Annotated in this window: 9 protein-coding genes; 3 read left to right on the forward strand and 6 right to left on the reverse strand. The window is 66.0% G+C overall.

Annotated features, from left to right (window positions below; all coding sequences use genetic code 11):
- Positions 1-563: 563 nt before the first annotated feature.
- Positions 564-5,882 (forward strand): sacsin N-terminal ATP-binding-like domain-containing protein, encoded by a 5,319-nt coding sequence (locus ACWEOO_RS21030; RefSeq protein WP_452144410.1) that lies wholly within the window; start codon positions 564-566, stop codon positions 5,880-5,882.
- 217 nt (positions 5,883-6,099) lie between these two features.
- Positions 6,100-6,729: a hypothetical protein gene (locus ACWEOO_RS21035; protein ID WP_452144411.1), complete on the forward strand. Its 630-nt coding sequence runs from the start codon at positions 6,100-6,102 to the stop codon at positions 6,727-6,729.
- Positions 6,730-6,895: 166 nt separating this feature from the next.
- Here ACWEOO_RS21035 and ACWEOO_RS21040 read toward each other — a convergent pair whose 3' ends face one another.
- From ACWEOO_RS21040 to ACWEOO_RS21060, 5 genes are all read right to left on the reverse strand, one after another.
- Positions 6,896-7,393, reverse strand: a complete 498-nt coding sequence (locus tag ACWEOO_RS21040; RefSeq protein WP_452144412.1) for a TIGR02391 family protein — start codon at positions 7,391-7,393, stop codon at positions 6,896-6,898.
- On the reverse strand, positions 7,390-8,082 hold the full coding sequence (locus ACWEOO_RS21045) for a DUF5343 domain-containing protein (protein WP_452144413.1): 693 nt from the start codon (positions 8,080-8,082) through the stop codon (positions 7,390-7,392). Before ACWEOO_RS21045 ends, ACWEOO_RS21040 begins: the two co-directional genes overlap by 4 nt.
- A gap of 886 nt (positions 8,083-8,968) precedes the next feature.
- Positions 8,969-9,622, reverse strand: a complete 654-nt coding sequence (locus ACWEOO_RS21050) for a hypothetical protein (RefSeq protein WP_452144414.1) — start codon at positions 9,620-9,622, stop codon at positions 8,969-8,971.
- 13 nt (positions 9,623-9,635) lie between these two features.
- The gene (locus tag ACWEOO_RS21055) at positions 9,636-11,213 is read right to left on the reverse strand and encodes a nucleotidyl transferase AbiEii/AbiGii toxin family protein (protein WP_452144415.1); all 1,578 of its coding nucleotides are present in this window, start codon (positions 11,211-11,213) and stop codon (positions 9,636-9,638) included.
- A gap of 375 nt (positions 11,214-11,588) precedes the next feature.
- On the reverse strand, positions 11,589-12,797 hold the full coding sequence (locus ACWEOO_RS21060) for a sensor histidine kinase (RefSeq protein ID WP_452144416.1): 1,209 nt from the start codon (positions 12,795-12,797) through the stop codon (positions 11,589-11,591).
- Between the two features lie 162 nt (positions 12,798-12,959).
- Between ACWEOO_RS21060 and ACWEOO_RS21065 the strand changes: the two genes are divergently transcribed.
- The gene (locus ACWEOO_RS21065) at positions 12,960-13,448 is read left to right on the forward strand and encodes a DUF6326 family protein (RefSeq protein ID WP_452144417.1); all 489 of its coding nucleotides are present in this window, start codon (positions 12,960-12,962) and stop codon (positions 13,446-13,448) included.
- A gap of 15 nt (positions 13,449-13,463) precedes the next feature.
- On the opposite strand, the gene ACWEOO_RS21070 is transcribed toward ACWEOO_RS21065, so the two are convergent.
- Positions 13,464-14,459, reverse strand: a complete 996-nt coding sequence (locus ACWEOO_RS21070; protein WP_452144418.1) for a LacI family DNA-binding transcriptional regulator — start codon at positions 14,457-14,459, stop codon at positions 13,464-13,466.
- Positions 14,460-14,542: the final 83 nt, after the last annotated feature.

Below are 14,542 nucleotides of genomic sequence, written 5' to 3' on the forward strand. Positions count from 1 at the left end.
ATCCGAGCAGAAGCGCTGGTCGGATCTGGCCGCGGTGTAGGAGTCACCGCAGTGCTCACAGACGTGTTGGCGGGCAGTCAGATCGTGTCCGAACGGGGGTGGCAAGTCGTCCATGCTTGCTCAACGTGCGGCACGCGAGGCGACCAGATACCCGTTGCAAGTTGGTGACACGCCTCGAGTGCCAGATGTGTGACAGGGGCTGGCCTCTGTTCTGCGCTCGGTATTTGAATCTTGGTCTCATCGTGGCCAACGCTCTGCAGGTTGGTGGATCGCAGGCAAGTTGACGAGTGGTGGATGTCGTGGATTGGGCGGTCCCGGACCGATGCGGCGGTGCCGCCCCAACGAAGGTGGCTCCGCCCAGCGAAGTGCGAGTTCGGATGACGGTCGTTGGCGCACGATGCGTTGTCGCCTTGCCTACGGCCTCCGTCGCTTGGGCAGCCGGAGCCGGCCTGGGCGGCTGCCTCGTGTCTGAGCTGCCGGTAGGTCGGCCCGTGCCGCAACACTTTCTTCGTGACCCTCGTCAAGTCGAGAGATCGGGACGCATCCTGGTGTACACAAGGTCAATGACCGATCCAGCGGAGGCTATCCGCAGGCGCGCCAGCAAGGTGGTTCGAGGCGTCCTTCAAGACGACGTCGGCTTCGCCAGGTGGGTAAAGCGCATGGTGGCCCATACCGTCACCGAGTACCGAGGTCGGTTCATACATGAACTCGTCCAGAACGGGTACGACGCCCACCCTGTGGGAACGACGACTGGTCGGATCGCGGTGCACTTCGACGAGACCGAGGCTGATCACGGCGTCTTGTACGTGGCGAACGGAGGTCAGCCACTCTCGGAGGACAACTTCAACCGGATGGCCTCCCTTGGTGACAGCGACAAGGAGATTGGCGTCGGTATCGGGAACAAGGGCATCGGGTTCAAGAGCGTCTTCCAGGTCTGTCAGGTCCCGGAGGTGTACTCCGCCAGGGATCACGACGATCCCGGTCTGTCTGGGTTCACGTTCCGCTTCGGAACCATGGACGACCTCGTCGAGGAACTCGACCGGGACGAGGAACTCGCCGCCCGGGTCGAGCAAAACCTGTCTCTGAGTCTGCTGACGGCTCCCTTGACCAAGATCCCGGCCGCCGTGGCCGACTACCGCACCCAGGGGTACGTCACGATCGTGCGACTGCCGGCAGCAAGCGCCACAGCCGCAGAAGAGATTCGCGAGCGCATCTCAGGGCTGTTGGCGTCCCCGGCACCGCTCATGTTGTTCCTCGAGCGCCTGGAGTCCCTCTCAGTGAGGGCATCCCGTGACGAGGAACCGGTTGTCCTCAGGCGACGGGTCGTCTCAGCCGAGGGCAACCAGCCCTGGCAGCGCGTAGTCCTCGACGACACCTCCTTCCGACTCTTCTCAGCGCAGGTGGACCCTGGGCGTCTGCGAGCGGCGCTCGAGGAGTCGGTCGAGAGGGGCACACTTGACGAGCGATGGCTGAGGTGGAACAGCGAGGCATTCGTCAGTGTGGCCGTCGGTGACGGGCCAACGGTGCGCGAAGGCCGAATCTTCACCTACCTCCCGATGGGCGAAGAAGCGGAGTCACCGCTCGATGGGCACATCAACGCCCCGTTTGTGACCAACCTCGCTCGGGTCGGCCTCGATCACGAACAGCCGGTCAACAGATTGCTGATCGAGTGCGTCGCGGAGCTGTGTCTGGACGTGGCCGCCACCATCGCCGAAAGGAGCGGCGACGCGAACACCTCCCTCGACCTGCTGGCCTGGCGCGACCGCGTCGAGGTACTGGACCTGGCTTGCAGGCGGACGCGGGGACGGAATCTCGCCGACTTCGTCGTACTGCCGACACTCCTAAAGGAATGGCGACCGCTCACCGAGACATGCACGTGGAACCAGGCCGATACCCGGGTGATCACTGCAGAGATCCTCACCTCCGACTGTGGTGCGGTGCTGGCAGACCCTGGGCGCATAGACCCCGATCGTTTGGACGCTGCCGCAGACCTGGCGGAATCCCTGGGCCTGTCACTGGAGCCGGACGATGCGCAGAAGGCGGCGTGGGTCGAGACACTCACGGCCGCGATGCGTGACAGAGGTGCGACGTTGGCCACCTGGGCCGCCTTCTACGACGACTTACCCCTGATCTTCGACTCCGGAGAGCCGCTGCAGGGCCGGGCTATCCTCTATGCGGCGGATGACTCGCTCGCCCCGTGCAACGAGCCGATCGGGGCGGCGCCCGCGGGATCCGGGCGCCGACGGCGGCAGCGGTCAGTGTTCTTCTCGCCGATGGCAAGGGGGGACCGTCTGGAGTCAGAGGACGCGACCGACGATTCGCTGAGTGATGCGCAAGGGAGTGACGGCGAACCTGTAGACATCCGCCCGCCGCGCACGCTGAACAATCGGATCACGTTCATGCACCCCGATCTGGACTGGTACGCAGGCTCGCAACGCCGACCCGGGCGCGAGTTCCTCGAGAGCACTCACCTCGTGCAGCCATTCCGCACCGAGCGGCTCCTCGGCCTGATGGCACGGGTCATGCTGGACTCGCCGACCGAGGCGCTCAAGCGGGACTCGTTGTATTTCGCCTTCCGGCTGCTGGGAGGACAACCTGACCGGCACGCGCGCGATCTGGGGGCTGTAGGCCTTCAAGTGCCCACTCAGTCCGGAGCATGGGTCCCCGCCACCTCCGCGCGGTTCGGAGGTGCCTGGTCGCTGCCCGGCGCAGACGACCTCACCCAGCTGGCAGCGGCGGCAACCGAGGAGACGCCTGAACTGGCATCCCTCCGCGGAATTCTGGTGGCGGACCCAACGGAGTTCCCCGGCGGTGGCGGTCAGGAGACGATGGCTCGCTGGCAGGCGTTCCTCGCGACGCTCGGACTTACGACCGCCCTGCCGATCCGGGAAGCGCTGGACACCCGCACGATCAGCGGCCGCCAGCTCACCACGGCGCGCATCACGGGTAGCGGGATACCTGACGGCGTCCCGGCCGGAGTGGTCGAGCAGTGGCGCGACGGTCTCGACGAGACTGGCAACTGGTCCCACCCGGACACCGCCTTCACCACGACCGATCCCTTGTATTGGTTCCTCGGACAGCACGAGGTCGGGCTGCTTCCCGGTCGCCTCAGGTCGCGTTACGCGCACCTCGTCGTCCGGACTTTGCCGGCACTTAAGCCCGCGCATCGGGTGTCGACATGGAAACGCAGGCAGCCCTACGGCACCGATTCCCGGATACCCACTCCGCTCGCCTGCTTCATCGACAGTCAGGCCTGGGTACCGAATCAGCGCGGCGGCGAGGAGCCCGCGTTCCGAAGGCCCGACCGCAGCTGGTACGCCGCGATAGAGGACCAGATGGCGGCCTACTATTCGCCCTTGGTCGAGGCTCGGCTGCGGCGCACGCTCGAGTCGTTGCCGAATCCGACGTCGACGATGCGGGCCATCGGGCTGCGGGTTTGGGGTTCGCGCGACGACGCGGCAGCCCTCATCGACTATCTGACCGAGCTCTTCGAGTCGCGCGAGGTCAACGACGCGGCGGCGGCTGACCACGTCAGGTCCTCGCTGGCCGACGCCTGGAACGAGATCAGGGGTCCCGCGCTCCGGAACTCTCCAATCCTCGACACGGGCCTGATCGTGGAGCGCAGCGGGCATCTTGAGCTTCTCAACCCCGACACGGCGGGCGCTGAACGGGTGTTCGTCACCGGGGCACGAGACACGTCCACGACTGCCAAGCTGATCCGCGAACTCGGGTGGCCGATGCTTACGGTCAACTCTGAAGACCCGGACCGGCTGCGCGACGTTGCCGAGCACGTGCTGCGGCCCCGATGGCACGGCGACGTTGTCGTGACGCCGGACTGGGACATCGAGGTCTTGACCGATGGACTGCCGTGGCGGCCCGACACTGATGCGACACTGCTGACTGGCGAGATTCCCTGGCTGCCGCTCGTCTTCGCCTGCACGATGCGGTTTCCCCGCTCGGGTTCGGCCGTGGGCAAGAACCTCGAGCGCCATATGGACGACCTGGCCCGTGTCCGGTTGATGCGGTGCTCGCGACTCTCGATCGCGACAGCTGGCGGAGAGCAGCCGCTCCCGCCGCGACTGCGCGGCGTGCTTCCTGTGCCGGGCGATCAGCCAACTCTCCTGATCGAGGCTGGCGACGCTCCCCTGAGCTGGGGCCGGCTGGACCCAGTCGCGTCGGCTGCCCTCGAGCTCATGGGACAGACACGGTTCACAGCCGAGCTCGCCCTTACCCTTGAGAAACTGGCCACAGACACCGACTCGCCCGCGGAGGCTCCCGATGCCGCAGACGTGGCGGACGTCTTGGGCGTTGAGCTGGTCCGGGTCGCCGAGATTGAGCGCAGGATCTATGGCGCCGTCTCGGTGGCCCTGACCCGGCTTCTCCCGGCCGCAGTGTGCCTGTGGGGCGAACAGGCTCTTGACACGCTGTCCTTCGGAACTGCCTCCTCACGGGAGGAGGTTCTCGCGGCTCTCACCCGCCTGACCTCTGAGGACTCATCCGAGGCGGCGCGCCTCCTGCACTGTGCCTCGGAGGCGGCGGATGCGAATGCTGTGCGGCTCGCCCTGTCTATCCCACTGCATGACTTCAACACAGTCCTTGAGCAGCATTTCCCGTCGATTCCGCCGGTAGACAACTCGGGTCGACACCTCGAGGAGTTCCGGCTACGACGCACCCAGCGACGGCCAGAACTGCTGAACTGGCTTCGCGCCAGCCGGCTCCCAGCGTTCGAGGCAGGACGATCTCAACCCGACTGGACGGAGCTGCGCGACCTCGACTTTCTCACCCCTGACCCCGCCTGGGGAGCCTCTCTCGACGATCTGCCAGAAGGCATCATCGACGATCGCATCGACCGCCAGGTCACCGAGGCCTTCGGTCCCCAGCCCGCGTCATGGACTCTGTCGGACGCTGCCGAGGTGCGCCAGGCCAACGGCGCGCCGTTGAGGGAGCGGCTTGCGAAAGTGCAGAAGGTGGCGATTGCCTGGCACCGCAAGAACAGTTCGGAGCCGCGCGGTGAACTCGGGCCGGATTTCGTCGACAATGCCATGCGGGCGCTCAATTCCGCAGGCACACTCGACTTCGTCCCGCTCGATGGTGATCTCCTGGCGACTTGGCTGAATCGGGTCGGCATCTGGCCGAGCCCCATGCCGTTGACGCTGGACCCAGCCGCACTGGGGCTAACCGACGCAGACATGACCGAGGCGACCAACCAGTCGGACGCCGCGCGAGAGGAGCGCCTGAAGGTCGAACGGCAAGTCACGTTACATGGGTCAGTCATGGAGGTGGAGCCCTCGATGGCCAACCTGATCGCACGCCTGTCAGAACACCTGGCGACCTCGCCAACGAGCCTGGCGACGCCCTACCGCTTCACCACACCCCAGACGATGACGGACGCGGGCCAGCGCGGGAGCCGCGGCTCCAGGCGACCATCGTCAAGGTCCGCCCCCAGGCCACAGCGGCTCTCTGACACCCAACGCAACGCGATTGGTATCGCAGGCGAGCTGACGGCCTTCCACTGGCTGCGTGCCAAGGAACGGTCGCCACTGGACGAGACCTGCTGGAGGTCGACCTACGTCTCCTACGTCTACGAGGGGGCGCTCGGTGACGACAGCCTCGGCTACGACTTCGAGGTACCGCGCGCAGACGGTTCGGTCTTGTACGAGGTGAAGGCGACCAGCGGAGACGCCTCAATGATCGAGCTCGGCGAGTCCGAAGTTGCGTGCGCGCAAGAGCACGCCAGGTCACGACGTTGGCGGCTACTGATCGTCGAAGACGTTCTGTCCACAGAGCCAAGTGTCCTGATGCTGCCGAACCCGTTTGGCCGTGACACCAGGTCCCTGTACAGGTTCGTCGGCAACAGTGTCCGCCTTCGATTCCGCCTGTGAACCGCTGTGTCATGCTCGGGCGGGCAGTTTCGCGCGAGATCCGAACCAGGCACGGGCGCCCTCGAACGGCGGAGCGATGTGTCGACAGCACCTGCCGTATGCGCCGAGAAGCACCTACGATCGGCATGATCTCGTCGTCAGCACAGTAGCGTGTCTTCTCGGCCCCCAACTGCGCCTCCGAGTCAACTTCGTCGGGCTTTGCCGTACGCTGCCCTCTGTGGCAACGAATGCAGGCGGTGCCAGGAGGGGTCCCAGGAAGCGGAAGTGCTCCTCCTACATCGTTTTCGAGAAGAACCTCAACAGGTCCCGAGCGTTCGTGCGGGTGTTCGGCGAGGAGGATCGGAAGGCGGGCGCACCCTCCAATGACGAGCGCGAGCTACTGCGAGGTGCCGTCGTCTTCGCCATCGGTGCCCTCGATAACTTCATCCACGAGTTGATCCTCGAGCTCGTACCCGAGTTCGGGGGGAGCAAGGATGCGATGCGGGCGCCGCTGGTGGCAATTGCAAAGGCGGATTCAGGGCTCGCCTTACGGGTGGCCCTAGCGACGACTCCGGCCGAAGCACAGGAGGAGTTCCGCAACGCGCTGGACGTGTGGTTGGAGACGCAGACCTTCCACGGCGTGACCCGGATCCTCAACGGCACGTCGTACGTCGGCATCACCCTCGATGAGTCGAAGCTGCCGGCGGACTGGAGGAAGATGCTCGATGTGTATACCGCCCTCCGACACAAGATCGTCCACCGCGGCGACACCTCCGTGATCAAGCGTGACGGTGCGAACGCGTGCCTCGACCTCGTGGAAAAGATCGCGGGAACAATCAACGGCGAGGCTGTCAAGTACTACCACTGAGACCGCTGGGCGCCCGCTCCGGACGCCCGCCTCGACCACGTCGGCAACCGCGCCAGGGTCCGACCGGACCGGCTCTCCAGGACCGCGCGACTCGCCAGCAAGAGTGCGGCGAGCTCGGCGATGCTTCGGCGTCGCGCGCGTTCCTCCGGGGGTCGATGTGCGGGTCCTAGCGCAGGCATGCAGCGTCGAGCCGCCGTAGCAGCAGTGATGCCAGGGCCAGGTAGTCCAGGGCCTCATCGGGGGTGTCGCCAAGATCGACCTCGTGACCTCGTGGGTTTCGGATGCCGGCGGCGGCCCCCGCGAAGATGCACTTATAGCCACGCTGCTCGTCGATTTCGGAGTCTGTCGCGAGCGGGTTGAGCTTAACCTTCGCGTTGTTCTCGTTGAAAGCGTCCATCATGAGGGCGTAGCCAGTTTTGCCACGTAACCCGCTGACGCGCTTGACCTCCTGCTCGATGTACTTGAAGGCCTCAAACACCGACTGCTCCCAGTGGCCGTCGTCGAAGAGCTTGCGCACCTTGCTGGGCAGGTCGGGGTGGATGTTCCGCGCCTCGAACGGGTGCGGCTCGTCACGCTCGGGCGTCTCGGCCTGAGGAGCAGAAGCTTCTGCCATCTCGGCGAGGGACCGCACAACGTTCTCAAAGCGGTCCAGCGAATCGCTCACGACATCAGGTGCTTCTTGATGCTGGCGAAGATGGCGTCGTATGTATCGGCGTCGCCGCCGGGTGGCAGGTTGACCTCGATACGGACAGTCAGGCCGACATCTTGCCCGGACTTGCCTCTGTCACCGTCATCGCTGCGGGCACCCTCATCCAGAGGCGGCGTCACCTCGCTCTTCTTCGGCGTCGTCTTCTTAGCCGTCATTTTCTTGGCCGCCGCACCCGGCGCGGCGCCGGTCTTCTTGGCCGCGTTTCCGCGAGCGGTCGGAAGATCTCCGTGTCCTGCGAGCGCGGCTAAGGTCTGGAACGTTGACGCCTGACGCTGGCCAACCAACTCCGAGGTCTTGTCGGCGGCGCGGAACCAATGAATCAAGTCGCCACGCTCGGCCTCCAACGCCCCGTCGCCCATTTCATCGAACAGTTGCGAGTACGCGCTGCGTAGAGTGCCTTCGAGGCCGGGCTTGAAAGAGGCATCGTTCCCGTAGAAGTAGCCGGTCTTATCCTCGACGCGGTTGCCGTCCTCGTCTATGAGGCCGAGGAAGCGGATGATAGAGATGACGTACGACTCGTTGGCGGGCGCGATGTTGAATCGCTGCAAGTAGCCCGCGTCAACCTTGGTCGGAAACCCCTTGCGGAGCTGCGCAAACGTCTGTACGAGCGCCGCCTGTCCGGAGATGTATGGGTAGTTCGTCACGACCTTGCGTCCCCCTTGGCTTTGTGGCTTCGAGCTCACCCACGAGTCCCGACCGTCGGTACGGAATCTGCTATTGCAGATGACATGATCGACAGCTCGACTGATTTCATGCGGTCCCCCGTGAAGGTACCTGGTCCCTAACGGACTGGGTAGTGGACACGCAGGTCGCGCGGTAGAGCCCCCACGCGCCGATACCCGGCGTGCTGCGCGGGCACACCGGTGGAAGGGTGGGCGTATAGCGACGCCGACAGAATTGGCTCCGGAGGCCACCATCTTGTGCCCGCCAGATTGCGGATCGGCCCTCGTGGCATCGCCAGAGCAGACGGGCGTCCTGGGAGTTGGAGCAGGCGAATCCCTGCTCCGTCACAGCTCCGTGAGACGTTGACAAACTGTGGTCACCGATGATCATCGTTGACAGACAAACCTGCAGGTCAGAGGCCACATTCTCAGATCTGCACGGAGGCGACCGCGACGCTGGAAAAGATCTACACCATCTTCGAAGGCACCTCCGAAATCCAGCGCCTGGTCATTGCCCGAGCGATCTCAGGCATGCGCATCAGGTAATCAGAAGCCTCCCATGCTACGTAGGTGCTCCGGTCCCTCCCGCACCTGCTACGCGCGCTGCCCACCCACCCCCGGGCTTGGCGCCGGAGCGTTTGTTGCAGGGCTGGCGCCGGCGAGCTGTGGGCTGGCGCCCGCGTCTGGCTCGCTGGCGCTCGCGGGCGGTTGTAAGGGGGACGGCTGAGCGCGATGACCGAGTAGACCGACTGCTCACGCGGCTGGCCCGGCTGCGCCTGCGAATGGTTCAGACCGCTGGCTCGCCCGCCACACATGCACCGGCAATAGATCTCGGCGTGCCGGGGTGGAATAGCGAACCTCGGAGAGGTCAGTCCCAGAGGGTTAGGCGGTCCCAGGTGTGGTTGGTGATGAAGTGGCGGCGGTTCTCGGTCCACTGGGAGAGGGCTTCTGCGACGTCGGCAAGGTCGACGTCCTGGACCTGGTAGTGCTGGTGCGGTGAGCCGTCGCGGTACTCGAGGGTGAGGGCTCCGTTGTCGTTGCGTGCTTGGGCGAAGACGTGGTCTCGGCCGCTGTCGACGACTATGTAGTCGTCGAAGTTGCGTAGTTCCTGCGATAGGAAGGACATCCAGCCGTCGGGTAGGGCTACTGTGCCGTGCGGGGTGGTGATGGTCACCTCACCGTGGTTGACAGGTGGGCTCGGCGCCTTCTGAGGGTCGAAGAAGACAAGGTTGTGTTCTTGTGCGAGTCGCTTCGCGACTACTTCGACTTCGTTGGCCCGGCTGTAGGTGACCGCGACGTACAGGATCGGGCCCGAGCAATTGCTGCTCGGACCGCCCGCTGCCCAGGGAGTGTCGTCGTCCGGGAACTGGGCGGTCAAGGCTTCGGAGTACGCCTGGATCCTTGGGGTCGGCGCAACCAGGTCGGCCTCGACGTACCTGGTGAACAGCTCTTCGAAGGTGGCCGCAGGACCGTGCTCGCCGGTGGATGCGTCGGTCTCCCAGATCGCGAAGTCATAGCTCACTCGGCGGAGTATGTCAGTTGGTGTAGGACCGCTCCAGCGCCAGGGCCAGGCGCTGCTTCCACGATTCGGCGTTGCCTTCGATGGTGGGGTATTCGTCCAGGAAGTTCTGCCAGTCGACGTCCCATTCGAGAACGGTGGTCGGCCCGAAGCCCTGGCTGCCGTGCTCGGCCGTGAGCACGGTCTGGATCAGTGTGGGGGAGATGTCGGTCGACTCGGCCAGCAGCACAGCGTCGTACAGGTCCTTGCCCTGGGGGTAGGAGTCGGACTCCAGCCAGAGGAGTTTCCAGGCCAGTGAGAGCTCGGGGCCGGCCGTGAGGAGCCAGGCGTCGCCTATCGGCAGGCGCTGCGGCTTCATGGGCAGCTCCTCGTTGTAGACGAAGTCGAGCTGCACCGAGCCGGTCAGGCCTTCGTGTTCGTACGGAAAGACCAGCCGACGGCCAGGGACGCGCTCGTAGGTCCAGATCTCGTCGCGGGCCACATTCGCGAACTGAAGGCCGGGGCCGGGGTCGGCTGCCACCGCGGCGATCACGTCGTCGAGGAGACGCAGTCCTTCCGGGCTGTCGAAGCCGATGCCGGGCGGTTGGACGACGAAGTCGAGGTCTCCCGGCTCGCGGGCCTGTTCGCCGAACCACTCGCGCAGGGCGACGCTGCCGCGCAGTACGAGTCTGCCGGCCCAGTCGGAAGAGGCGATCAAGCGCAGGAGGTGGTCGATCGCCGCTCGCCGCGTGGACCGCCAGCGCGCCGCCAGCTCCGGGTCGTCAAAGCTCGGCTGACCGGCCCGATAGGCGTGCGGATACTGCTTGAGCGCCGGGTCGAAGGCAGCCCGCTGCTGCACAGAGGGCTCAGGCAACGGCAGGTAGGTCGCTGGATAGTCGGGTTGCCCAGCGGGCGCCCGCCGGGCGCTGTCCTCGTACGGGGTGGTGCCTGGCGTTACCTCCTCCAGCCAGCCGCTATCCAGGCTCAGCAGGCTGTCGAGGACGACGTATTCCTCTTCGACCTCGAGAATCTCGTAGCCGTGCAGCGCAACCAATAGGCGATCGAGCCGTGCCGTGGCGGTGTTCCTCCCGGCCCGGTGACAGCGCTGAGTGGCGAACCGCTCGTGCCGGCCGTCGTCGCGCTGCCGGCGGGCGTTCCGAGACAACCTCGCCTGGTGCGGTTCGAGCAGCCGGGCGAGCGAAACGAGCGTCGTGGCCGTGGCGTCGGGCAGAAGCAGCTTCACGTGATGCTCGAAGTAGCGGCCCTCGACTGCGTCCGCGTCCTTCTCGGGCACACCGTCGTTCCAAGGGGCGGCCTCGACCTTGGTCCTGACCACGGAGAAGTGCTCTGCCCGCATCCGGTCACTCCACTCGCGGCTGACCCGCTCGACCTCCTCGAGCGTGCCTCTCACCCGCACAGTCACCATTGGCTGCTCGGGAGACTGTCCGCGGTCGAGCACGATGTCGCTGAACTTCAGCCCGTGGCTGGCCGCGAACACGGCGACGTCGTCGGAGGTCCACGTGGTCATCCGGAACTCGCCGCCGGTCCGGTCGACGGTGACGCCCGACCTCGTGGTCGTCAGGTGGATCTCGAAGTCGCCGGTGATGTCACGCACCTGGTCATCGTGTCACCCGGCGGGAGGCACCAGCGAGTGCCGCCTTCAGGTAGCTGGGTAGACCGTAGAGCGACTGCTGCTTGTCTGCTGACTTCCGGACCTGATTTCGCCGGGTACCGCCCACGGTCTCGAGCAACAATCGCAAGGCGTCCAGGTCGGCCTCGAACTCGACGTCCCAGTCGACTGCCTGATCGAGGTTGTCCGCAAACCTGTGGTGCGCAGGATCACCTCCGGCGAAAGCTGGGTCCTGCGGGCGCGGGGATTCAGCGTTTCCTAGTCGAAGCGGCAGTGGACTTCCGACGAAGCCAGTCGACGTCTTATGCATGCGGCTGAGGGTCGCGTCGACCAAAGCGCCAGAGAGCCTGCCTCTCGGCACTAAGCGTCTGACCAGCGCATTTGTACGGTGCCCCTTCTCATCCCAACGCCTCCACCGGCAGCACGGCCTCGACCACCCAGCCACCCCCGGGCGCCGGACCTGCGGAGAGTGATCCGCCGAGGAGCTGGGCACGCTCGGCCATGCCCAGCAGGCCGAACCCAGGCCCCGGGGAAGGCCCCGGCTCGGTCTGTCCGTCGTCGCTGACACGCAGCCTGACCGCGTCGCCACCGGGAACGGGTCGCGCACGTGGAAGACGCCTCCCGGCGTACGTCGATCCCGACACGGGTCGCGCTCCGGGCGTGCCGTACGGCGTTGGTCAGCGACTGCTGCGCGAGCCGATAGAGCGCGGCGTCCACGGGTCGCGCGAGCCGGGTCAACGAACCGTCCAGCGAGACCTCGACGGTGGGCGTCGCGTCTGCGCGTGCCAGAGCAGGCAGGTCCGCGACACCCAGCTGCGGTGCGTACGCGACGCCTTCCTCCTCACGCAGCACCCGCACCATGGATCTCATCTCCACCAGGGTTCGCGACGCTTCACACTCGATCGCGACCAGGATCTCGGCAGCCTTCTCCGGCTGGATGCCCGCGACCACGCCGCCGGCCTGTGCCTGCACCGCGATGGCCGAGACGTGGTGGGCCACGGTGTCGTGCAGCTCGCGCGCCAGCGCCACCCGCTCCTGATTGCGGATCTCGCGCTGTCGGCGATGCCAGAGGTTCGCTCGGTAGCGGAAGACCACCGCGAGGGCGACGATCAACAACAAGAGGACGCTCCCGCCGAAAATCTCGGACCTGCCCGCGGAGGAGGCGTACATCCCCAGCACGACGACAACTGTCACGAACGCCGTCCCCAAGACGATCTCCCGGCCCGAGCCCCACCGCACCAGGGAGTAGAGCAGGATCAGGACGGCCGTCATGGAGTCGAGGCCGAGGTCCCCGGCGTGCGCAGTCAACTGGAGGACCGAGAGTAGCCCGGCGACGCCCCACCCGACCAGGGCAGCCATCAGGGGGCGGTGCCGCCGCCAGAGCAGGGCAGGCATCAGCGCCAGGGCGAGGACCGTTACAAGGGGTCGCCAGGCCAAGCCCGGCCGAGCGATGCCCTCGACCAAGGCGGCGGCCGCGAGCACGCCCATCAGCAGCCAGTCGAGCCGACCGACAGGTGGGGCGTCAGCAGGCCGCGGCTCATGCCAGATGGAGCGCCGGATAGTGACCACGGCTCCAGCTAGGGATCGAGCGCGCCTCGGCGTACCCGCCGAAACAACTAGACAGAGACCATGCCATCGGCCAGGCGAACCCCGGCCTCCAGGCCGAGGCGCCCGCCGGCTGGCCGGGCGATCGTGGACCTACCGATCCTCACCACGACAACGGAGCCCACGATGAGAACACGTCAACCCGCCACCGCCACACTGGAAGACCAGCCGGTCCCGGTGAGAGCCAAGCTCGCCGCAGCGTGGACAAGCTTCATGTTCCTCTACGCCTACGTGGACATTCTCAACTTCTACACGCCCGGCGTCATCAAAGACATCCTCGACGGCAGGGTCTTCGAGTTCGACCTCTCCCAGACCTTTTCGGTCACGGCGCTGACCCTCGTGGCCATCCCGATCCTGATGGTCGTGCTGTCGATAACGCTGCCCGCCAGGGCGAACCGCATCACCAACCTCATCGTGGCTTCGCTCTACGTCCCCGTCACGGCATTCAACGCGGTGGGCGGGTCCTGGCTGTACTTCTACGGCCTTGGAATCGTCCTGGAACTGATCCTTCTCACCCTCATCCTGCGGTACGCCTGGACCTGGCCCCACACCGCACCGTCGGCCACCATGGCGAACAAGCCGAGCCGTGAAGAGCGGGGCTCGAAAGCACATTGATGACATAACGTCACGTCAGATCAGGGTCGTTGCGGAGTCGCGGACGACCAGCTCGGGTTCGGGGGCGGTGATGATGCCACCGGCGCAGGGGCGTCCCGCCATCAGCTCGTACAGCCCGTGGACGCCGGCCTGGCCGAGGTCGTACATGGGCATCCGGACCGCGGTCACGGCTGGGCGCAGGTGTTCCATCAGGCCGACGTCGTGGATCCCGACAACAGACAGCTGGTCGGGTACGGCGATGCCGAGGTCACGGGCGGCGGCCAGTACCCCGACGGCGCTCATGATGTTGTTCACCACGACTGCGGTCAGCGCGGCCGGCAGTTGCAGCGCCTGTCGCAGCCCGTCGGCGCCGGCCTGCTCACCGAATCCGGTGGCCAGGTGCGGCGCCGGTTCCATGCCGGCCTGCTGCATCTCCTGCTGATACCCGAGGTAACGCTGCTGGAACGCGTGCCCGGTCGCCCCGCCGATGAAGACGATTCGGCGATGGCGCAGGTTGAGCAGGAACCGGGTCGCGATCTCGCCCGCGCGGCGGTCGTCGATGCCGACCCACGGGTGGTCCTGGGCGTAATCCAGGCTGAGGATCGGCTTGGGATGGGAACGCAGCTCGGCCATCACGTCGTCGTCGAACAGTGAGTCGTCCCGGATCAGGATGCCGTCGACGGTGCCCTGGCTGAGCAGCCGGGTGACGAACTGACTGCCTGAGCGCATCATCTCGGCGTCCCCGAGCAGGACTGTCCCGCCGTGCTCGGCCGCGGCCCCGTAGACGCCGCGCAGCAGCTGGGCGTAGACGGGATTGTCGAGCTTGTGGAGGATCAGCGCGATCATGCCGGTGCGGTTGAGCCGCAGGGACCGGGCCGCTTGGTTGGGCTGGTAGTCGAGGCTCTCCATCGCCTGGATGACCCGGGCACGGGTGGCCTCGCTCATCCGGGTATGGGCCGTGCCGTTGATCACGGCCGACACCACCGCGACCGATACGCCCGCTGTGCGGGCGATGTCCCGTTGCGTTGTCACGCTTGCGCCTCCCTCGAACCGTTGACGTAACGTCGCAATCAAATCTACGGTGAATTAACGATACGTCACCTAACAGGCCCTCG

Source organism: Kribbella sp. NPDC004138 (assembly GCF_053603655.1).

Coding starts and splice junctions, on each gene's coding strand:
- ACWEOO_RS21030 (WP_452144410.1), top strand. CDS start 564: ATGACCGATCCAGCGGAGGCTATCCGCAGGCGCGCCAGCAAGGTGGTT.
- ACWEOO_RS21065 (WP_452144417.1), top strand. CDS start 12,960: ATGAGAACACGTCAACCCGCCACCGCCACACTGGAAGACCAGCCGGTC.